This is a genomic window from Rhizobium etli 8C-3, assembly GCF_001908375.1.
Taxonomy (GTDB): Bacteria; Pseudomonadota; Alphaproteobacteria; order Rhizobiales; family Rhizobiaceae; genus Rhizobium; species Rhizobium etli_B.
Genome location: NZ_CP017244.1, coordinates 1,408,841 through 1,427,530, shown reverse-complemented (window position 1 = coordinate 1,427,530; position 18,690 = coordinate 1,408,841). Strand labels below are relative to the sequence as shown.

The window sequence follows — 18,690 nt, the reverse complement described above, 5'->3', positions numbered from 1 at the left end:
TCCTTTAACTTCCATCGGCGGTGGTCGTGGCTTCGCGAAGGCTCCGCGTCAATTGCTCGCTGTCGCCCGACAGGAGCTGACCGTAGACGTAGAGCAGGCCGGCAAGGGCGATGACAATGGCGACGGCCGCCGCGCTCCAGCGGCTTTTAACGCGGGTGGATCCGTCGTCCTTCATTGCAAACCTCCTTGATCGCTCTTCCGTCACACCAACCCAATGCTGGGCGTTGAATGACGTTCCGATCTGGGGCCACAGTCTGAAGTTGCGAAGGACTTTGGACTTGGTTCTCCATGGGCTAAAGTCCGATCGATCTGCGACTGAAGTCCAACCCAGGAGATGGGGTCGACGCGCTAGCGGAACAAACAAGCCGTCCAAAGCTTCCCTTTCTCACCGAAAGCGGAGAATGAAGATGACATACGATCCTAACAATCCGAACGATCCTAATCGCACAATCACTCCCAACCCGGATCTGGACCTTCGCACAACGCCGGTGGAGCACACCCGATCCAGCGCATGGGTGGGCTGGGCGGCCGCCATTGCAGCGATCGCCGTTGTCGCGTTTGCTTACACTTTGTGGAACGATGCTCCGGATACGGATCCGCAGCCTACGGCATCCACGACGAATTCCGAGCCAACCCCTGATCCGGCAAAGCCGATGGCACCAACTGATAACAACGCGACGCCGGCACCGGCTACGCCGCCGGCCGCTCCTGCTCAACGGTAATACTAAGGAGTTCAAAATGATGAGAAGAATTGTCCTTGCCAGTGCCTTCGTTGGTGCCCTGGCATCTTGCACAGCGACGGAGAGGGGGACGGCCATTGGGGCCGGCACCGGAGCAGTTATCGGCGGGGCCGTCAGCAATAGCTGGGAAGGCGCTGCGGTCGGAGCCGTCGCTGGCGGCGTCGCCGGCGCGCTGATTGGCCGCTCGACCGAACGTCGCGGCTACTGCGTGTATCGAGATCGCTACGGACGAACCTATGAGGCGCGTTGCTAGGAGTTTAATCCTTTAAGCCGGTGCGTGCATACTCAGGTATTCTAAAGCGCCGTCGGTAACCTCCCGGCGTCAAGCCGGTCACGCGTTTGAAGAGACGGCGGAAAAAAGCCGGTTCCTCGTAACCGACCTGCCAGCCGATCTCGTCGACCGATGCCTCCGTCCGCTCCAAACGGCGTTTCGCGTCCTCGATCCTTAGACGCTGCACGTAGGCGATCGGGCTCAACCCGGTCGCCGCTGTGAAACGCCGCTTGAAGGTGCGCTCGGCCAGCCCCGAGCGACGGATCATCTCCTCTAGCGGGTTGGCCACCGGAAAATGCGTGGACACCCATTCCTGAACCGACCGAACGGCGATGTCTCCATGATCGCTGCGCCCCTCGAAGACTATGTAGGGCGTAAGGCCGTCCTGATGCCATTGGAGGGCGAAGCAGCGCGCGACCGCCTGTGCCGCGGTCGATCCAGCATGTCTTGCGATGAGATAGAGGACCAAATCATGCCAGGTCATGGAAGCTCCTGAACTGACCAGTTCTTCGCGCAGGCCCGAGACGACCAGGACCCGCTCAGGGTGGCTATGGACACGCGGAAATTCCGCCTTGAAGGCGTTGGCGTAACCGAAATGCACCGTAGCTTCCGCACCATCGAAGAGCCCTGTTTCCGCGAGAAGGAAAATACCGGAGCAAGCCGAGCATAGGAGCGCGCCGCGTTGGTGCATGGCTCGAAGCCATTCCACAAGTTCCGGGTGTCGTCCTTTTTGCCAACCCTCCGGGCCAAGTAGGATGGAAGGGACGATGATGATGTCGGTCGTCTCGACCGCCGCAATGCTGCGTTGGACCATAACAGGAATGCGACTGGCAAGAGCCAGCGGTCCTGATTCGAGCCCGACGATCTCGACCTGAAACGGTGGCGCGTGGCGCTTTGCGTCGCCCAGCGGCGGCATGATAGAAAAGGCGTTCATCACGTCGAAGATGCCACTCAGGGTCGACACCACGGCCTCGGGAATAGCAACGAGGCTGACATGGAGCGGCTCCGGGCCAGCCTGCTCAGTATTATGCGGCATAGTCAATTCCTTGGACGCAAGCACGGCACGATAACGCGGAAAGGGCAGCCACGCCACGCCCCGTGGCACGATCGGCCCGATTCTGGAAAGTTCCGCTCTGCCGATCCCTCCTTTTAACTGCGATGCTCTCCTCAACCTCCGCTTCCGAAGGTTCTTGAACAGGAGAAATGACATGGAACATGTCCAGATCAACACGATCGATTCTGCAAAGCTTGACGCGCTTCTTTCGCGCGTGGTCGAAGACCTTTCTGCTGGTTATGGCGGGGTCATGGTGAGTCTTGGCAACCGGCTCGGCCTCTATAAGGCAATGTCCGAAGCCGGCCCGCTTACATCGCACGAGCTTGCCCACCGTGCCGGCTGCGCCGAACGCTACGTTCGCGAATGGCTCAATTCACAAGTCGCCGGCGGCTACCTCGCTTACCACGCGATCAGTGGTACCTACGAGATCACGCCGGAGCAAGCGCTTGTCCTTGCCAACGACGATAGCCCGGTCTTCATCCCTAACGCCTGGGCAGTCCCTGCTTCTATGTGGGCGGACGAGGACAAGGCGGTAGAGGCCTTTCGCACCGGCAACGGCGTGCCGTGGGGCGACCATAACGGACGTCTCTACTGCGGAGTTGCCGCCTTCTACCGCAATGCTTACAAGGCAAGCTTGGTCTGCGAATGGCTGCCCGCTCTTGATGGTGTTGTCGAGAAACTGAAGGTCGGGGCTTTTGTGGCCGATATCGGGTGCGGACACGGGCATTCTACCGCGCTCATGGCACAGGCATTCCCGGCTTCGACATTCCGTGGCTTCGACGCGCACCGGGACTCCGTAATCGAGGCGCAAAAAGTCGCCACCATGACAGGCGTTTCCAAGCACGTCACCTTCGCGGAAACTCGAGCCGACAACTATCCCGGAACCGGCTACGACCTCATCTGCTTCTTCGATTGCCTACACGACATGGGAGATCCGGTCGCCGCTGCGGCGCATGCAGCCAAGGCCATTGCGCCAGACGGCACCGTGATGCTCGTGGAGCCCTTCGCCAATGATCGGGTCGAAGACAATATCTCGCCTGTCGCGAGGATGTATTATGCGGCCTCCACGACGATCTGCTGCGCTCATGCGATTGCAGATGGCGGCCGTATGGTGCTTGGCGCGCAGGCCGGCGAAGCCCGGCTGGCGGGCGTGTTCCGCAAGGCGGGCTTCACCCGTTTCCGCCGCGCCATGACAACGCCTTTCAACCTGATCCTCGAAGCTCGACTCTAATCTGACGATCGTCAGCGCCTTCAACAGGCCGCACCAAGGCGGGAGATGTTGTCTTCTTTTGCGAGCACATCCGCTGGAGTTCACCTTGCGGGAACAGAGCGACTGGCTCGCATTTGCCTCACCCGTCATCTCCAAAAACTTCGCCGATCGCAGCAGCCAGAATGGAGATTGCTATGATGCCAGCCACAGAAAGATCGGACCGAGCGGCGGAGATGACGCTGCTCAGAATATTCCGAGCCGGCTTCGGAACTTTCTGGGGCCGCGGAGAACGGTTGGCCACCGCCCGTGCACTTTCGGCCCTCAATGATCACCTGCTGAAAGATATAGGAGTTAGCCGGCTGGAGATCGATCTTGGCCATCTAGCCCACCGCGATTGCTGCCGGCACCGCGAGGCAATTGATGGAGGCCCATCCGTAACCGTCGAGCACAGTGCGCTCATCCGGTTGGAAGGGAAGCGCTTCGGCTAGTAGGCAAGTCCAACATAGTTTTCCGCAAGCGCTGTCGCGGCTGCCCGGGAATGCGTCAAATAGTCGAGTTCGGCTTCCTGGATCTTCTGGTCGAAATCACTCGTATCGGGGAACCGGTGCAGCATCGTCGTCATCCACCAAGAGAAGCGAACCGCCTTCCAGACGCGTGACAGCGCGTGTTCGGAATAGGCATCGATGCCGGCGTTCGAGCCCTCCTGATAGTGTTCGATAAGGCCCTTGAAAAGGTAGTATACGTCGCTGGCAGCGAGATTGAGGCCCTTGGCGCCCGTCGGCGGGACGATATGGGCGGCATCCCCGACCAGAAACAGCCGATTAAAACGCATAGGCTCGGCGACGAATGACCGGAGCGGTGCGATCGACTTTTCGAACGAAGGTGCGGTACGCACAGCGTCTGCGTGGTGAGCTGGAAGGCGGCGCCGCAGCTCGTCCCAGAAACGGACGTCGCCCCAGTTCTCGATTCTTTCATCAAGCGGGCACTGGATGTAATAGCGGCTGCGGGTCTGCGAGCGCATCGAGCAGAGCGCGAAACCGCGCGGATGGTTGGCATAGATAAGCTCGTGGCTGACAGGCGGCACCTCGGCCAGGATGCCGAGCCAGCCGAAGGGGTAGACCTTTTCGAAGGCGCGCAACGACTTTTCCGGCACCGCCTTGCGGCTTGCACCGTGAAACCCGTCACAACCGGCGATGAAATCGCAATAGAGGCGGTGCGTTGTGCCGTCCTTATCATAGGTGAGGTAGGGAAGTTGACGGTCGAATTCGTGCGGCTGGACGTCAGCGGCTTCGTAGATCGTCAAGGCGCCGCTCTTTTTTCGACGGTCCATCAGGTCGCGTGTGAGTTCCGTCTGGCCATAGATCATGACGCGCTTGCCTCCGGTAAGCCCAAAGAGATCTATGCGGTGATCGCGACCGTCGAAAGCAAGCGAAAAGCCGTCATGCGGCAGGCCTTCGGCATGCATTCGGGCGCCGGCCTTTGCCTGGTCCAAAAGGCCGACCGTGCCTTCCTCCAAGACGCCGGCACGAACGCGTCCGAGAATGTAGTCCTTGTCGACCCGATCTAGAATGACGTTTTCGACGCCGGCTTCCGTCAAAAGCTGGCCGAGCAGGAGCCCGGATGGCCCGGAGCCGATAATTGCGACCTGTGTGCGCATGCTTCCTCCCGCGCTTGTCTTTCGTCAAATTCTCCTCTTGGTCGACGGCCGCGGCAATGGACATTTTACGCGAGAAATTGCACGAATCGAACATCGAGGAATCTGCGTGTGATGACGAAATCGGCTCCGACCTATGATCTTTATGGCGAGAGCGCCGGCAAAAAGCCGGATTTCTGGCTGCATTGCGAGACAATTCCGTCGCGCAGCAGCCTTCATGGCTGGGAAATCCGGCTGCACCGTCATGAAAACTTCCTTCAGATCTTGTACATCAATGCCGGATCGGGCGATGCAATCTTCGCACAGGAGCGGCATGCGATCCGTCCGCGCTCCGTGATCACAGTGCCGCCAGGCCTGAAGCACGGTTTTCGGTTTTCGAAAGATATCGACGGCTTTGTTATCACGGTTCTTGCCTCGCATCTGAAATCCACGCCTGGTGATCGCAGTCGGTTCGGGCAGTGGCTGGCGAAACCGCAGCTGACCGGGCTCGATATGCAAGACCAGGATGCCGCTTACGTAGCGCAGACGCTGACGCGGTTGGGAGAAGAATTTTCCGGGCGGCGGAGCGGCCGGAGCGATCTGCTGGATGCGTATCTGACTTCGGCACTGCAACTAACGGCACGGATTTGCGAAGGTGCCGAGAGTGAGGTGGCCGATGAGAATAGCCGGCGCATGGAGGTTCTGAGCGGCCTGGTTCAACAGTATCTAAGGGCACATAAGCCGGTAGCCTTCTACGCTCGCGAGCTCGGCATCTCACCGGCGCATCTGAACCGCATCGTGAAGACTGCAACGGGAAACAGCGTGCGCGAACTCATCGCCCGCAAGCTGACGGAGGAGGCAAAACGCGAATTGCTTTTCACCCTCGCCAGCGTACAGGAGATCAGCTACCGGTTGGGCTTTGCCGATTCAGCCTACTTCTCGCGCTTTTTTCTGAATCGGGTGGGCGAGACGCCGCGCACATGGCGCATCGCCGAGCGGACGAGGCTCGCGGTGTGATGTCCCCAATTGCGGAGGAGGGATCTCCGCACTGCTATCGCAAGACCAGCCGCAAGGCCTTTTGTGTCTCCTGCAAAAGCGGCAGATAGCGGCTCGCCATTTCCGATGCAGGGGCGTGGACTGCGGGCGCTCCGATGTTGATTGCTGCAACCGTCTGGCCTCGATCGTTTTCGACCGGAACGGCGATGGAGCAAAGGCCGATTTCAAGCTCCTGATCGATAATGGCATAGCCTTGCGAGCGGACGCGGCGGAATTCGGCAATCAGATCTTCCAGGTCGGTCTTTGTGTTCGGCGTGTTTTGCCTCAACGCTGTCCGACCAAGGATAGCACGCGCTTCGTGTTCCGGTAGCGCTGCGAGCAGCACGCGGCCCATCGAGGCGCAATAGGCGGGCAGGCGGCTGCCGGGCGTCAGATTGATCGACATGACGCGGCGCTGAGAGGCGCGTGCGATATAGACGATGTCGGTCCCTTCAAGAACTGAGGCCGAGGAGCTCTGCTGCGCCTTTTCCGACAATTGGTCGAGATGCGGTTGGATCTGCACGGGCAAGGGTGTTGCCGACAGATAGGCATGGCCGAGGCGCAGGATCTTCGGCGTCAAAGTGAAAAACTTGCCGTCGTAATCCGCATAGCCGAGCTCTGCGAGCGTCAGGAGCGAACGACGCACTGTGGCGCGGTCAAGGCCGGCGAGTTTGGAAGCGTCAGTGATCGAGAGACGTTGGTGCGTTTCACCAAAGGCTTCGATTACTTTTAAGCCGCGGGCAAAGCCGCTGACGAAATCCGTTTCGCGCATTTTGTTGACTCCACATCAAGTCGGCAGAGTTTGTGCGATATACGAACAAAAGTCAAATAACGCACAAAATACTTGCCGCCGATTTCGTCTCGTCTTATTCGTGACTAGGAATGCGTCCCGCCATAGCCGGCAAGGAGAAATTCCGCATGGACAAGACGACCGGGAGCGCGGCGGAAGCCATCTGCGAAATCGGTGACGGTGCCAGTATCATGATTGGCGGTTTCGGGGGCTCAGGTGCGCCGATCGAGCTTATCCACGCCCTCATCGACAAGGGGCCGAAGAACCTGACCGTCATCAACAACAATGCCGGCAACGGCCGCATCGGCATCGCCGCGATGATCGACGCCGGCATGGTGGGAAAGATGATCTGTTCCTTCCCGCGTTCTTCGGATCCGCGTGCTTTCACGGATAGATATCTTGCCGGCGAGATCGAGCTCGAACTCGTGCCGCAGGGGACTCTTGCCGAACGCATCCGTGCCGGCGGCGCCGGCATCCCGGCATTCTACACGCCGACGGCCTACGGCACCGAGCTTGCCGAAGGCAAGATAGTCGCTGAATTCGATGGCAGGCCCTACGTCCAGGAACGCTGGTTGAAGGCCGATTTTGCGATCGTAAAGGCGCATATCGGCGACGTACACGGCAATCTCATCTACAACAAAGCCGGCCGCAACTTTAACCCGCTGATGTGCATGGCGGCCGCAACGACGATCGTACAGGTCTCGAAGATCGTGCCTGCGGGCGGGATCGATCCCGAACAGGTCGTCACGCCCGGCATCTTCGTCGACCGTCTCGTCGAGATATCCAATCCGCAGCAGGAAGAAGAGCTCGTTCGAGCCGGAGTGGCTTACGTATGACCGTCGATACCCGAACTGCGACAACTCGCGAGGACATCAAGCTTTCCAATGCCCAGATTGCCTGGCGTGCCGCTCAAGATATTGCCGACGGCGCCTATGTGAACCTCGGCATCGGCTTTCCCGAAATGGTGGCCCGCTACCAGCCGCCCGGCCGGCAGGCGATCTTCCATACCGAGAACGGTATCTTGGGCTTCGGTGAGGCACCACCTGCCGGCGAAGAGGACTGGGACCTGATCAACGCCGGCAAGAGGCCTGTGACGTTGAAGGCTGGTGCGTCTATCTTCCACCACGCCGACAGTTTTGCCATGGTGCGCGGCGGCCATCTCGACGTCGCCATCCTCGGTGCCTATCAAGTCGCCCAGAACGGCGATCTCGCCAATTGGCGCGTCGGCAGCACGGGCGTGCCGGCCGTCGGCGGCGCGATGGATCTTGTCCATGGCGCCAAACAGGTCTTCGTCATTACAGAACACGTCACCAAGAACGGCGAGCCGAAGCTCGTCGCCGGATGCACTTTCCCTCTGACCGGCGTCGGCTGCATCACGCGCGTCTATACGAGCCACGCAGTCGTCGACATTGTGGGGGGGCATTTCGTGCTGCGTGAGAAGCTAGCGATGATCTCGATGGAGGAACTGCAGGCCATGACCGGCGCGCCGCTTTATGTCGAAGAGCCGGTTTCCGACCTTTTCGCGCCGGCACTTTGAGGAAACGATCATGAGCGACGCCTATATCTGCGACTACATCCGCACGCCGATCGGCCGCTTCGGCGGCTCGCTGTCATCGGTGCGTGGGGACGATCTCGGCGCGGTGCCTCTCAAGGCACTGATGCAGCGTAACCCATCGGTCGATTGGCAGGCCGTCGACGACGTCGTTTTTGGCTGCGCGAACCAGGCCGGCGAGGACAATCGTAACGTGGCGCGGATGTCGCTGCTGCTTGCGGGTCTTCCGATTGCAGTCCCGGGAACGACGATCAACCGACTCTGCGGCTCGGGCATGGATGCGGTCATCACCGCTGCGCGCGCCATTCGCGCCGGCGAGGCGGAACTGATGATAGCAGGCGGCGTGGAGAGCATGTCGCGCGCACCATTCGTGATGCCGAAGGCGGAAACGGCCTTTTCGCGCAATGCCGAAATTTACGACACGACGATCGGCTGGCGCTTTATCAACCCGCTGATGAAGACTCAGTATGGCGTCGATTCCATGCCTGAAACAGGCGAGAACGTCGCCGAGGATTACAAGGTCAGCCGCGAGGATCAGGATACCTTCGCGCTGCGTTCGCAGGCAAAAGCCGCCGCCGCTCAGGCAAACGGCCGGCTGGCAAAGGAGATCACGCCAGTCGTGATCCCACAGCGCAAAGGCGCTGCCGTGGTAGTCGAGAAGGACGAGCATCCGCGCGCAACGACGATGGAAGCATTGGCAAAGCTTGGCACGCCGTTCAAAAAACAAGGCGGCACGGTCACGGCCGGTAATGCGTCTGGCGTCAACGATGGGGCCGCGGCATTGATCGTGGCCTCCGAGGCCGCGGCGAGGAGGCATGACCTAAAGCCGATTGCGCGAATCCTGGGCGGTGCTGCCGCCGCCGTGCCGCCCCGCATCATGGGAATCGGACCGGTTCCGGCATCGCGCAAGCTGATGGCGCGGCTCGGCATGAGTGAGGATCAGTTCGACGTCATCGAACTGAACGAGGCCTTTGCTTCGCAGGGGCTGGCCGTGCTGCGCGAACTTGGCATTGTCGATGACGATCGTCGCGTCAACCGCAATGGCGGCGCCATTGCGCTCGGCCATCCGCTTGGCATGTCGGGCGCGCGCATTACCGGAACGGCCGCACTGGAGCTCATCGAATCGGGCGGGCGTTATTCACTCTCGACGATGTGTATTGGCGTGGGACAAGGAATTGCGATAGCTCTCGAAAGAGTTTGACGGCGCATAGCGGCTCAAACGCACACACACACACACACACACACACACACACACACACACACTCTCTCTCTCTCTCTCTCTCATTCTCTTTCTCTCTCCTCTTTCGTTCTGCAGTGGGTGTCGTCCGCAATTCACCTGCTAAATCGCTCGTCAAATCGATTTCACTATCTATTTTTATGTTTTTTCGGGAGGCTGTTGCTGCCATGGCTAATCTTGCTCAATCACTCGCGTCCATAAAAATACCTGATCTGAATGGCAAAGCGGTGCTGATAACCGGTGCATCGACTGGCATCGGTGCGGCTCTTGCGCGGGCGTTCGCGGCGCAGGGCATGAAGATCGGCATCCACTACAACACAAGCCGCGAGCCAGCCGAAAAGCTTGCCGAGGAGATCAGAGCGACTGGTACCGTTGTGCATCTGGTACAGGGCGACGTTTCTAAGGAAGGCGAGACGGAACGCGTTGTAGAGGAGACCGCTAAGACCTTCGGACATCTCGATGGCCTCATCAACAATGCTGGCGGCATGCTTGGCCGCAAACTGACCGCGGAATATACCGACGAGCATTATGCCAAGGTAATGGATCTGAATGCCCGTTCTGTTCTTGCCGCAACGCGCGCCGCCCATCCCTGGCTGAAGAAGCAGGGCGGCTTCATCGTCAATACGACTTCGATCGCTGCACGAAACGGCGGCGGCAACGGTGCGGTTCTCTATGCGGCCTCCAAAGGCTTCGTTTCGACGATCACCCGGGGCCATGCCAAGGAGTTCGTCGGCGACCGCATCCGCGTCAACGCCGTCGCACCCGGTGTCATTGCTACGCCGTTCCACGAGCGCTATACCAACGACGAACAGATGGAGATGCAGCGCAAAACCATTCCGATGGGCTTCATCGGCACATCGGAAGACTGCGTCGGCGCTTATCTGTTTCTAGCTTCGCCGACCCTGTCAGGTTACATCACCGGCCAGATCATTGAGGTGAATGGCGGCCAGCTCATGCCGTAGCGCCCTTGGCGTCGGCGCAGGGAACTTTCGCACTGCGGTAACGTTTCCAGCTTGGCGATCCACCAAGCGGAGTGATTATGAGTTTTTCTTTTTCCGAACTCGATTTCATGAAGCCAGAACTGGGCGCCGAATATACCGGGACGGGGACTCATTTTGCTGTCTATTCCGCTCACGCCGAGCAGATCGACCTTTGTCTGTTTTCCGATGACGGCAAGACGGAAATGGCACGCATGCCATTGCCCAAGCGCGAGGGCGATATCTGGTCGGGCTATGTCGCCGGTCTGAAACCGGGCACCGTCTATGGCTATCGCGCGAGCGGTCCCTATGATCCGAAAAACGGCCACCGTTTCAATCCAAACAAGCTTTTACTCGATCCCTACGCCAAGCAGGTGATTGGCGATCTAATGTGGGACGATGCGCTCTACGGCTATACGATCGGCAAGGACGATCTCTCCTTCGACGAACGCGACAGCGCTCCCTTCATGGTCAAGGGCGTGGTGCAGGATCCCGATTTCGACTGGGACGGCGATGAGGCAATCCGACGCCCATGGACCGAAACGGTCATTTATGAGACCCATGTGCGCGGTATGACGATGACCCATCCGAAGGTGCCGGACCGATTGCGCGGTACCTTTCTTGGCATGTGCAGCGACCCGATCATCGATCATCTGACGAAACTCGGTGTCTCGGCCGTCGAATTGCTGCCGATCCAGTTCTTTCCGAACGATCGCTATCTGGAGGAGAAGCATCTCACCAATTACTGGGGCTACCAGACGCTCGGTTTCTTCGCGCCGCAGTCGCGTTATATGTCGAGTGACAAGATCACCGAGTTCAAGACGATGGTGAGAAAGTTTCATGCCTCCGGCATCGAGGTCATCATGGATGTGGTCTATAACCACACGGCCGAAGGCAGCGAGAGAGGTCCGACGCTTTCCTTTCGCGGTCTCGACAATGCAAGCTACTACATCCTATCGCCTGACGATCCCCGCCACACCTTCGATACGACCGGCACCGGCAACACGCTAAACGTTGCCAATCCCATGGTGATGCGCATGGTGCTCGACAGCTTGCGCTATTGGGTTGGCGTCATGCACATCGACGGTTTCCGCTTCGATCTGGCGAGCACTCTCGGCCGGCAGGATATGGAATTCGACCGGCAGGGCATCTTTTTCAGCGCGATTCGGCAAGATCCGATGCTTGCGGGCGTGAAGCTGATTGCCGAGCCTTGGGATGTCGGCGAAGGCGGCTATCAGGTCGGTGGTTTTCCCCATCCTTTTCGCGAATGGAACGACAAGTTCCGCGATGACGTCCGACGTTTCTGGAAAGGCGATGGCGGCCAGGTCTCGGAGATGGCAGAGCGTGTTACCGGTTCGGCGCTGCAGTTCAATCATTCGGATCGCGGCTCGACATCGTCCATCAATCTGCTTTCGGCCCATGACGGCTTCACGCTTATGGATACGGTCTCGTTCAACGGCAAGCATAATGAAGCCAACGGCGAGGACAACCGCGACGGCCATTCCGACAACCATTCGGACAATATGGGTGCGGAGGGCGCGACCGACGACGCCGATATCAATGACGCGCGCCGCAGGCGGCGCCGCAACATGATGGCAACGTTGCTGCTCAGCCAGGGCGTGCCGATGATCCTTGCAGGTGATGAGGTCGGCAACAGCCAGGGCGGCAACAACAATGCCTATTGCCAGGACAACGAGATCGGCTGGATCGACTGGAGCGGGCTTGACGATCCGTTTCTGACCTTCTGTCAGAGAATGATTGCTTTCCGCAAAGCGCAGCCGGAGCTTCGGCAGGAGCGTTTTTTAACCGGTGAAACCACAGAGGACGGACGGATCGAAATCGCCTGGTACAAACCGGATGGCGACTTCATGGACGATGGCGCCTGGAACGACAACGAATTGCGAGTGCTGAGCGTTTACGTGTCACGGAGTGTCCTCGCATCGGATGCGGAAAAGATGGATGGCCTCTTCATGGTATTCAATGCTGGCGGTGATTGCGAAGTCACCCTTCCGGACGTGAACGGCATCAAGACGTGGCAGCGGGTGGTCGATACCGGTGCCGACGATCCCTTTACGGTATTCAACCCGGAAAACCCGGTGATGGTCTACCGCGAAAGCGTTGCCGTCTTTGCGCCGAAAGGTGCCTCGCAGTCACCGAAGAATGCTACAAAGACCCAACGTCAGCGTTGGTTCCACTTCGGCCGCCGCAACACTTAAAATCGAACAAAGCGATGAGTGCTGAAGCCCTAAGCGACATTGGCCTGGTCTATGTGAGCGACACCGAACCCGGTATTCGCAGGCAGAAAACGGGCCGAGGCTTCTGTTACCGCCTGCCGGATGGGTCATTGGTATGCGAACCGCAGCAAAGGCGTCGTATCGCCGCACTCGGGCTGCCTCCCGCATACGAAAACGTCTGGATATGCCTGAAGGAGAACGGTCATTTGCAGGCGACCGGCTTTGATGCACGGGGCCGAAAGCAATATCGCTATCACAAGGATTGGCAGTCCTTCCGCAGCATAGCAAAATTCGATCAGCTGATCGCCTTTGGCCACGCTTTGCCCAGGATACGACGACAGGTGCAGCGTGATCTTGAGGTCGGCGCTGAAAATGTCCGCGGTGTCCTTGCGGCGTTGACGACATTGCTCGATGAGGCACATCTTCGCGTCGGCAGCCAAGCCTATCTTAAGGAAAACGGCACCTATGGCGCAACGACGCTGTTGAAGCGGCACATCACCTTGGCGGAGGACCGGATCGAACTGAAATTTCGTTCCAAGGGCGGAAAGCGTGTCCGGCGTAGCCTCAAGCACCCCAGATTGCAAAGGATTCTGGAAGAAATCGCCGACCTTCCCGGTCGCCAGCTATTCGTCTGGAAGGACGAGACGGGCGCGTTGAAACCGATCGAATCCGGGCGCTTGAACAGCTATCTGGCGGAAATTTCAGGTATTGCGATCACCGCGAAGACCTTTCGGACGTGGGCCGGCTCGCTCGCCGCCTTCGCCGTTGCGCGCAACGCACTTGAAAAGGGAAAACGGCCGACCGTGAAGGACATGGCTGAGGCTTCGGCCGCCGTCTTGCACAATACGGCTGCCATCTCGCGTTCAAGTTACATTCACCCTGCCATCATTGCGCTTGCCGACAAGGACTGTTCTGGAGGCGAAGTCATCATGCCCGCTGCTAAGCCGTTGTGGGGACTACGGGCGGCGGAGAACCGGCTGCTCGATTTCCTGTCTCGCGATCGGCAATCGGCGGAGACGCCCGTCCGTAAAGCCTCATAAAAAGAGCCCGCGCTGGGTGTGCGCGGGCTCAGTGAACAGGAGGTCCTATCAAGCGGCTCGCTTCTCGTGGCGGCCTTCCTCGATCTCTTCGACGATCTTTGCAACAAATGCGTCCAGATCGTCCGGGGAACGGGAGGTGATGATGCCTTGGTCGGTCACGACTTCCTCATCTTTCCAGGTGGCGCCGGCGTTCTCCACATCGGTCCTGATCGACCTGTAAGAGGTTGCCTGCCTGCCTCGCAGCGCGTCGGCTTCGACAAGCAGCCAGGGCGCATGGCATATGGCGGCGACAACCTTACCGGATTTAACGAATTCGCGGACGACGCGCATTGCATTCTCGTCGGTGCGCAGCTTGTCAGGATTGATCTGGCCGCCAGGCAGGACGAGGGCATCGAAATCGATAACGTTTACCTCGTTTGCCAGAAGGTCGACACTGATGCTATCTCCCCAGTCGCCATTGCTCCAGCTCTTGATGCTGCCCTCCTTGATAGAGGCAATCTTAATGCTGGCGCCACGCTTTCGTAGCTCCTCATGCGGGACCCGTAGCTCGGAGCGCTCATAACCGTCAGTTGCAAGAATAAGTATTTTTGCAGAACTGATGGAAGGCATGGACACGTCCTTTCCTTCTGCTGTTGATTTGAAAATGCATATGGACAACTACCCGAAGCGCGGTTGGTTCCCCAGATTTTCGGAAAGCACCAAAGGCAATGTCCATTATTGTTCAGTGGACGAGGAGGCGCACAAATGAAACCCGAAGCAATCTGGCTTGAGCCGGGCGATGTCATTCCGAACAATCCAACATTTCCGCTTCTGCTTTATCGTGGCGTGCTGAAGGTTGATGACCGGGCAGCCGGCTTTGAAGCACTGTTCAGACGAAACGGCTGGGGCAATATGTGGCGAAATGGCGTCTATCCGTTCCATCACTATCATTCGAAAACCCATGAGGCGCTGGGTTTTTCAATCGGTACCACCACGTTAATGCTCGGCGGGCCAACGGGACCGAAGATCGAGATCCATGCCGGCGATGCGGCAGTATTGCCTGCTGGAACCGGCCATTGTCGACTTTCGGCAAGCAGCGATTTCCTGGTGGTGGGTGCCTATCCGGCGGGAGCCGACTATGACCCCTGTCGTGACGAGCCAACGCCGGAACAAATGAAACGGATACAATCCCTCGCCGCGCCAAGCACCGATCCCGTTACCGGCGGAAGCGGCGGGCTAGTTGCATTGTGGTGTTGAAGTGGCCGAACGTTCTGATTGAATTGAAGGCAGCGGGAAGAGGGAGTGTAAGGAACTGGCCCCTTGTCGGATCTGCGAGGCGGTTTGCCGTGTGCAATTACTTCGCGGCCGTGACAAGCGGGTCAGTCCTTTTCGTAAGGGTCAGCCAGCGCTGCATCTGGCCTGCTGACAGGATAGTCGATGTTGGAGATCTTCTCTGCCAGCTTCCTAGGGCCGTCCTGCTTGAGAAGCGCCCGAAAGCTTGGATGCATGCCTCCGTCGACATAGGCTGTTAAATGAGAAGGGCCGTTCTTCTCTAGCAGCGCGGCCAGCTCGGCATCCTCCGTCTGCATCCTGGCGGCGACTGCAGGATCGGGGGTGTCGATGCGCGCAGGGCATGCGGCCAACGGATCTTCTGGATCGCCTCCCTGAAACTCGGCGTTAAAGACGTATTTTGCCCCACAGGCTGAAATCCTGGGTTCTTTCCTCGTCGCCTCGAAGGCGTCATATCCCGGCTTCAATGTCTTCCAGAATTCGAAATTGGGGTCGTTTCTGTGTTCGGCCATGTTTTTCGCCGTCATACGGAAGGGGAGCGCCTGAACCTGGAACGATGTTTGGCCGCCGGCCAGCGAGGCGTTGACGATGGCATAGATCTCGGCCACGCCCTGGTCGGTCATCGCATAGCAGCCGGCCGAGGAGCACGCACCATGCACCATCAGCGCCGTGCCGCTATATCCAAGAGCGGATTCAAGCCTGTTGGGATAACCCAGGTTGAAGGAAAGGTAGTACTGGGACTTAGGGTTCAGCATGCTCCTGCTGACCGAGTAAAAGCCTTCGGGAGCTTGGCGGTCGCCCTCGGTCTTCTTCGGCCCGAGCTTGCCCGACCACCGACATATCGGAAATGTTTTTAGCAGGCGATAACGCCCGGAAACGTCCTGCTTCCACACCTCGAGCTCGCTCTCCTCCTTGAAGGTTCGAACGAGCACCGGGCTTTGAGGCGAAATTTTCTTCTTACGCATCTCGGCCATTGTCTTGGTCGAGATCTGGGGAGCCGCGTCGCCGAGATCGTCCAGAGCGGTCTGAACGCAGCCGCTGGTCGCCGTCAAAACCAGGATCATCACGGCAGCCGGCAGGACGCCTCGCAGGCGTGACAGGCGGTCAATAGGACTGGAACAGGTATCATTCATGTCTTGTCTTCCAGGGCGGCATCACGCGGATGCCTCGAGGTGGTTTCTTTGCCGGGAAGACAAAGACAGCGGCAGTTATTTCTTATCTGAGTCCGTTTCGCAACTCGACGGGAAAGGTGGAACGGGGGATATGGATGCCGGCACCTCTGCAGTCCCCCAGCGCGGGGCTGACCTCCACACCAGGGGTGGATGGAAAAGACCCGCCGATGGACCATAGCCGCCGCGATGTCGAATGCGATTAGCCCTCGGGGAGGGAGGCAAACCGGTCAGTGTCGAACCGGTCAGTGGTGGCGACCGGAATGATGTTCGTACCGGATGCGGCATCCGGATTATGCTGAACCGTGCGGCGGGAAAGGCGAGGCGCTCTCATTCCAATCACCGCGCCCGGGGGATGGAGTGCCCAATTCATCAGCGCAAGGTCCGAAATCGAGCCAAATAGATCTGCTCCTTCCCAGGCGGCAGTCATTGGCAGAGAGGCGATCACATGCGCGTTTTCTTGCCAGGGGCGGTGTGCGGCAGTGAAAGGTTTGAAACCGGTATAGGTCGGCAATGCAGATGTCAGTTTGTCCGGGAAAACCCCGATTGGGCCGATCGAAGCGATCTCCAGCTTGCCATCGCCCCCCAAGTCTGTTGGCCGCATTGCCGGTATGGGGATCGGGAAAGATGAGAGATCAACGGGCGACCGTTCGTCGTCCCGCTCGGCCGCGTCTGTCTGCAAAGCCAGAGCATCCAATCCGCGGCTTCGCGGTATGGGCAGGAGGGCCGTCACGAGGCTATTGTCTTTCGTGTCGCGGCCCGACGCGGCTGCTGTTCCTGCGTCATCGTCTTCTTGAGCGGTGCTGGCGGTCTGGATAAGGGCGGTGCTGGCGCGCTTCCTGTGGTTCGCAATCGCCTGATTATATCCTGGCAGCGGCCGGCCGTCGGCTGGAAGGTGCATCGTCTGCCCGTTCGGGAATATCCGAGCAAGTTCTTGCCGCGACATGCGGGGCCAAGCACGGACGTTGCCGACGTCGAGATGCACGAAGGGCGATCCCGATGTCGGGTAATATCCGACACCACCGGCCTGCATCTGCATTGCAAGGGCACGCAGCGTCGAAAGCTTCACACCTGGAATGTAGAAGTCCATCGCCTTGCCAAGCATGTGCTGGCTTTTTTTGGCGACGCCCGTGCTGCGCGAACGGTTGCGAAGCATGTTGTTGGTGGCCGGAGAACGGTAGGCGGAGACGATGTGGATGTAGTCCTTCGCGCCGCTGCGCTTGTACACGTCCCAGACCAGGTCAAGCAGCCGGGGATCCATCCGGGTCGGCTCGTTGCGTCGCCAGTCGCGCAGAAACCGATTTATCTGGGACAGGCCCTTCGGATCGAACCTTCCGTCGCGCTTGTAGGTAATCGTGGCTCTTTCGCCCGTATGGGTAAAGTACAGCTTCAGCGTACGATCCTCCGCGAAGGCAAAAGATGGCGAACTGATAAGCGCAGAAAGCGCGAGCAGAGTTGTCTGCGCCACGAACCGTTCCACGCGCGAAAGGAGTGCGGCGACCACGCCGTCAAATGCTCCACCCCAGAACCTTTTGACTCGACATCTCACACGAACAATCCCGTCTTACACAAAAACACTCGACGACGTGCGGGAACGTCCGCATCCATCATGTTCAGTTGAACCACTTTATGGTCAACAAATCCCTAACAGGCGGACGTTTAGTCTCGCTCGCTTGCTTGCCATTCGAGGACGGCAAGCTTTGCCGCAAATACCGTTTGGCTACTGGCGGTGACGTCATCGCGGAACAGGCAGAAAACCGACAAGGCAAGTGCGGCGGCCATCGACCTCATCTGCCGTGCTCGGGACAATTCTGACCACCCTCCTGATGGTTCAGCCTCGGATTAGAGGGATTGAGCAGCTTGCCGTCACGAAGAACAGCTCGTTAGCCTCAATGCGGCATACCCGCTTGCAGATCCGCAAAAACCGAACGATGGAAGGGCGTTAAATCAGATGTCGGGCGAGGTGACAGACCGCATCCCGTCTTCATTCGTTTCCGAGCATGCTGCAGTCATGTGGCTCTTTCGCGGGAAAACTCGGGCTTCGTGATGGATTTTGCTCATGGCACCTGCCCTCCCGAGAGCCAGGTCATTCACGGCCAAGCAGGACCCAATCGGGCTTTGGACCTGAAATAGCGGAACTTTTCGGGCTCCAATCAGTTGAAAAGCTTTGATCGGGAGAAATCTTGAAGGGCCACCTGCATGCCGAATATCCCGAACATGGCGCTAAAGAGTGGGTTCGATCACCGCGACCGTCTGATCGTAGCGCTCTATGCGCAGCTGAAGGCGGAGCGGGAAACGCGTGAAACATTGGAATGGGCAATCCGCAAAGGCGCGCTTTCAGACGAAGTGCTCGAAGCGATCGCCTCCGATCCCGTGCGGCCCGTTACCAGTGACGATCTCGCGTCTGTCGAAAGGATAATCGCCTTGGATGAGCGCCGCAAAGCAGCGCCACGCGATGACGACTGAAGAGAGGACAGGA

At 58.9% G+C, this 18,690-nt stretch carries 20 protein-coding genes; 13 read left to right on the top strand and 7 right to left on the bottom strand.

Translation table 11 applies throughout. The features are described from left to right. Positions 1 to 4: 4 nt before the first annotated feature. The gene (locus AM571_RS37160; protein ID WP_165921951.1) at positions 5 to 175 is read right to left on the bottom strand and encodes a hypothetical protein; all 171 of its coding nucleotides are present in this window, start codon (positions 173 to 175) and stop codon (positions 5 to 7) included. A gap of 232 nt (positions 176 to 407) precedes the next feature. On the opposite strand from AM571_RS37160, the gene AM571_RS31725 reads away from it, so the two are divergent. Together AM571_RS31725 and AM571_RS31720 are read left to right on the top strand one after the other, a co-directional pair. Then, the gene (locus AM571_RS31725) at positions 408 to 722 is read left to right on the top strand and encodes a hypothetical protein (RefSeq protein WP_074064906.1); all 315 of its coding nucleotides are present in this window, start codon (positions 408 to 410) and stop codon (positions 720 to 722) included. 16 nt (positions 723 to 738) lie between these two features. Beyond that, positions 739 to 993 carry a glycine zipper domain-containing protein gene (locus tag AM571_RS31720; RefSeq protein ID WP_074064905.1) on the top strand — a complete coding sequence of 85 codons (255 nt, stop codon included), beginning with the start codon at positions 739 to 741 and terminating at the stop codon, positions 991 to 993. A 4-nt stretch (positions 994 to 997) separates the two neighbouring features. Here the strand turns inward: AM571_RS31720 and AM571_RS31715 are convergent, their stop codons facing one another. Then, positions 998 to 2,047 carry a GlxA family transcriptional regulator gene (locus tag AM571_RS31715; RefSeq protein WP_074064904.1) on the bottom strand — a complete coding sequence of 350 codons (1,050 nt, stop codon included), beginning with the start codon at positions 2,045 to 2,047 and terminating at the stop codon, positions 998 to 1,000. A 172-nt stretch (positions 2,048 to 2,219) separates the two neighbouring features. On the opposite strand from AM571_RS31715, the gene AM571_RS31710 reads away from it, so the two are divergent. Both AM571_RS31710 and AM571_RS38585 read left to right on the top strand, forming a co-directional pair. After that, positions 2,220 to 3,296: a class I SAM-dependent methyltransferase gene (locus AM571_RS31710; RefSeq protein WP_074064903.1), complete on the top strand. Its 1,077-nt coding sequence runs from the start codon at positions 2,220 to 2,222 to the stop codon at positions 3,294 to 3,296. A gap of 161 nt (positions 3,297 to 3,457) precedes the next feature. Further along, positions 3,458 to 3,763: a DUF1127 domain-containing protein gene (locus AM571_RS38585; RefSeq protein WP_081377254.1), complete on the top strand. Its 306-nt coding sequence runs from the start codon at positions 3,458 to 3,460 to the stop codon at positions 3,761 to 3,763. Here the strand turns inward: AM571_RS38585 and pobA are convergent. Then, a complete protein-coding gene (gene pobA / locus AM571_RS31700) occupies positions 3,760 to 4,932 on the bottom strand; it encodes a 4-hydroxybenzoate 3-monooxygenase (protein ID WP_074064901.1) in 1,173 nt (390 codons plus the stop codon). The two genes, AM571_RS38585 and pobA, sit on opposite strands and share 4 nt — an antisense overlap. A 111-nt stretch (positions 4,933 to 5,043) precedes the next feature. Between pobA and AM571_RS31695 the strand changes: the two genes are divergently transcribed. Beyond that, a complete protein-coding gene (locus AM571_RS31695) occupies positions 5,044 to 5,925 on the top strand; it encodes a helix-turn-helix domain-containing protein (protein WP_074064900.1) in 882 nt (293 codons plus the stop codon). 34 nt (positions 5,926 to 5,959) lie between these two features. On the opposite strand, the gene AM571_RS31690 is transcribed toward AM571_RS31695, so the two are convergent. Continuing rightward, positions 5,960 to 6,715 carry an IclR family transcriptional regulator gene (locus AM571_RS31690; RefSeq protein WP_074064899.1) on the bottom strand — a complete coding sequence of 252 codons (756 nt, stop codon included), beginning with the start codon at positions 6,713 to 6,715 and terminating at the stop codon, positions 5,960 to 5,962. A gap of 146 nt (positions 6,716 to 6,861) precedes the next feature. Here AM571_RS31690 and AM571_RS31685 point away from each other — a divergent pair, with 146 nt between their 5' ends. The 6 genes from AM571_RS31685 (at position 6,862) to AM571_RS31660 (ending at position 13,773) form a co-directional block, all read left to right on the top strand. Continuing rightward, complete coding sequence (locus tag AM571_RS31685) at positions 6,862 to 7,569, top strand: 3-oxoacid CoA-transferase subunit A (RefSeq protein ID WP_074064898.1); 708 nt, start codon at positions 6,862 to 6,864, stop codon at positions 7,567 to 7,569. Continuing rightward, on the top strand, positions 7,566 to 8,270 hold the full coding sequence (locus AM571_RS31680) for a 3-oxoacid CoA-transferase subunit B (RefSeq protein WP_074064897.1): 705 nt from the start codon (positions 7,566 to 7,568) through the stop codon (positions 8,268 to 8,270). The genes AM571_RS31685 and AM571_RS31680 overlap by 4 nt, the downstream gene beginning before the upstream one ends. A gap of 10 nt (positions 8,271 to 8,280) precedes the next feature. Beyond that, positions 8,281 to 9,486, top strand: a complete 1,206-nt coding sequence (pcaF, locus tag AM571_RS31675) for a 3-oxoadipyl-CoA thiolase (protein WP_074065697.1) — start codon at positions 8,281 to 8,283, stop codon at positions 9,484 to 9,486. A gap of 203 nt (positions 9,487 to 9,689) precedes the next feature. Further along, complete coding sequence (locus tag AM571_RS31670; RefSeq protein ID WP_074065696.1) at positions 9,690 to 10,484, top strand: SDR family NAD(P)-dependent oxidoreductase; 795 nt, start codon at positions 9,690 to 9,692, stop codon at positions 10,482 to 10,484. Between the two features lie 77 nt (positions 10,485 to 10,561). After that, positions 10,562 to 12,715, top strand: a complete 2,154-nt coding sequence (gene glgX, locus AM571_RS31665; RefSeq protein ID WP_074064896.1) for a glycogen debranching protein GlgX — start codon at positions 10,562 to 10,564, stop codon at positions 12,713 to 12,715. Between the two features lie 14 nt (positions 12,716 to 12,729). After that, a complete protein-coding gene (locus AM571_RS31660; RefSeq protein WP_074064895.1) occupies positions 12,730 to 13,773 on the top strand; it encodes a DNA topoisomerase IB in 1,044 nt (347 codons plus the stop codon). Positions 13,774 to 13,821: 48 nt separating this feature from the next. On the opposite strand, the gene AM571_RS31655 is transcribed toward AM571_RS31660, so the two are convergent. After that, positions 13,822 to 14,382 (bottom strand): DJ-1/PfpI/YhbO family deglycase/protease, encoded by a 561-nt coding sequence (locus AM571_RS31655; RefSeq protein ID WP_074064894.1) that lies wholly within the window; start codon positions 14,380 to 14,382, stop codon positions 13,822 to 13,824. Positions 14,383 to 14,517: 135 nt separating this feature from the next. Between AM571_RS31655 and AM571_RS31650 the strand changes: the two genes are divergently transcribed. Then, entirely contained in the window at positions 14,518 to 15,009 is a 492-nt protein-coding gene (locus AM571_RS31650) for a cupin (protein WP_074064893.1), read from the top strand. Positions 15,010 to 15,131: 122 nt separating this feature from the next. Here the strand turns inward: AM571_RS31650 and AM571_RS31645 are convergent, their stop codons facing one another. Together AM571_RS31645 and AM571_RS31640 are read right to left on the bottom strand one after the other, a co-directional pair. Beyond that, positions 15,132 to 16,175 carry a L,D-transpeptidase family protein gene (locus AM571_RS31645; RefSeq protein ID WP_074064892.1) on the bottom strand — a complete coding sequence of 348 codons (1,044 nt, stop codon included), beginning with the start codon at positions 16,173 to 16,175 and terminating at the stop codon, positions 15,132 to 15,134. Between the two features lie 238 nt (positions 16,176 to 16,413). Next, the gene (locus tag AM571_RS31640; RefSeq protein WP_074064891.1) at positions 16,414 to 17,760 is read right to left on the bottom strand and encodes a DUF882 domain-containing protein; all 1,347 of its coding nucleotides are present in this window, start codon (positions 17,758 to 17,760) and stop codon (positions 16,414 to 16,416) included. Between the two features lie 650 nt (positions 17,761 to 18,410). Here AM571_RS31640 and AM571_RS31635 point away from each other — a divergent pair. Beyond that, entirely contained in the window at positions 18,411 to 18,677 is a 267-nt protein-coding gene (locus AM571_RS31635) for a hypothetical protein (protein ID WP_074064890.1), read from the top strand. The last annotated feature ends 13 nt before the right edge of the window (positions 18,678 to 18,690 follow it).

Excerpts from the sequence above, each read along its gene's own strand:
- AM571_RS31720 (WP_074064905.1), top strand. The coding sequence starts at position 739 with ATGATGAGAAGAATTGTCCTTGCCAGTGCCTTCGTTGGTGCCCTGGCA.
- AM571_RS31725 (WP_074064906.1), top strand. The coding sequence starts at position 408 with ATGACATACGATCCTAACAATCCGAACGATCCTAATCGCACAATCACT.
- AM571_RS31680 (WP_074064897.1), top strand. The coding sequence starts at position 7,566 with ATGACCGTCGATACCCGAACTGCGACAACTCGCGAGGACATCAAGCTT.
- AM571_RS31695 (WP_074064900.1), top strand. The coding sequence starts at position 5,044 with ATGACGAAATCGGCTCCGACCTATGATCTTTATGGCGAGAGCGCCGGC.
- AM571_RS38585 (WP_081377254.1), top strand. The coding sequence starts at position 3,458 with ATGGAGATTGCTATGATGCCAGCCACAGAAAGATCGGACCGAGCGGCG.
- AM571_RS31685 (WP_074064898.1), top strand. The coding sequence starts at position 6,862 with ATGGACAAGACGACCGGGAGCGCGGCGGAAGCCATCTGCGAAATCGGT.
- AM571_RS31650 (WP_074064893.1), top strand. The coding sequence starts at position 14,518 with ATGAAACCCGAAGCAATCTGGCTTGAGCCGGGCGATGTCATTCCGAAC.
- AM571_RS31690 (WP_074064899.1), bottom strand. The coding sequence starts at position 6,715 with ATGCGCGAAACGGATTTCGTCAGCGGCTTTGCCCGCGGCTTAAAAGTA.
- AM571_RS31660 (WP_074064895.1), top strand. The coding sequence starts at position 12,730 with ATGAGTGCTGAAGCCCTAAGCGACATTGGCCTGGTCTATGTGAGCGAC.
- AM571_RS31635 (WP_074064890.1), top strand. The coding sequence starts at position 18,411 with ATGCCGAATATCCCGAACATGGCGCTAAAGAGTGGGTTCGATCACCGC.
- pobA (WP_074064901.1), bottom strand. The coding sequence starts at position 4,932 with ATGCGCACACAGGTCGCAATTATCGGCTCCGGGCCATCCGGGCTCCTG.
- AM571_RS31670 (WP_074065696.1), top strand. The coding sequence starts at position 9,690 with ATGGCTAATCTTGCTCAATCACTCGCGTCCATAAAAATACCTGATCTG.
- AM571_RS37160 (WP_165921951.1), bottom strand. The coding sequence starts at position 175 with ATGAAGGACGACGGATCCACCCGCGTTAAAAGCCGCTGGAGCGCGGCG.
- AM571_RS31715 (WP_074064904.1), bottom strand. The coding sequence starts at position 2,047 with ATGCCGCATAATACTGAGCAGGCTGGCCCGGAGCCGCTCCATGTCAGC.
- AM571_RS31710 (WP_074064903.1), top strand. The coding sequence starts at position 2,220 with ATGGAACATGTCCAGATCAACACGATCGATTCTGCAAAGCTTGACGCG.
- AM571_RS31655 (WP_074064894.1), bottom strand. The coding sequence starts at position 14,382 with ATGCCTTCCATCAGTTCTGCAAAAATACTTATTCTTGCAACTGACGGT.
- AM571_RS31645 (WP_074064892.1), bottom strand. The coding sequence starts at position 16,175 with ATGAATGATACCTGTTCCAGTCCTATTGACCGCCTGTCACGCCTGCGA.
- pcaF (WP_074065697.1), top strand. The coding sequence starts at position 8,281 with ATGAGCGACGCCTATATCTGCGACTACATCCGCACGCCGATCGGCCGC.
- glgX (WP_074064896.1), top strand. The coding sequence starts at position 10,562 with ATGAGTTTTTCTTTTTCCGAACTCGATTTCATGAAGCCAGAACTGGGC.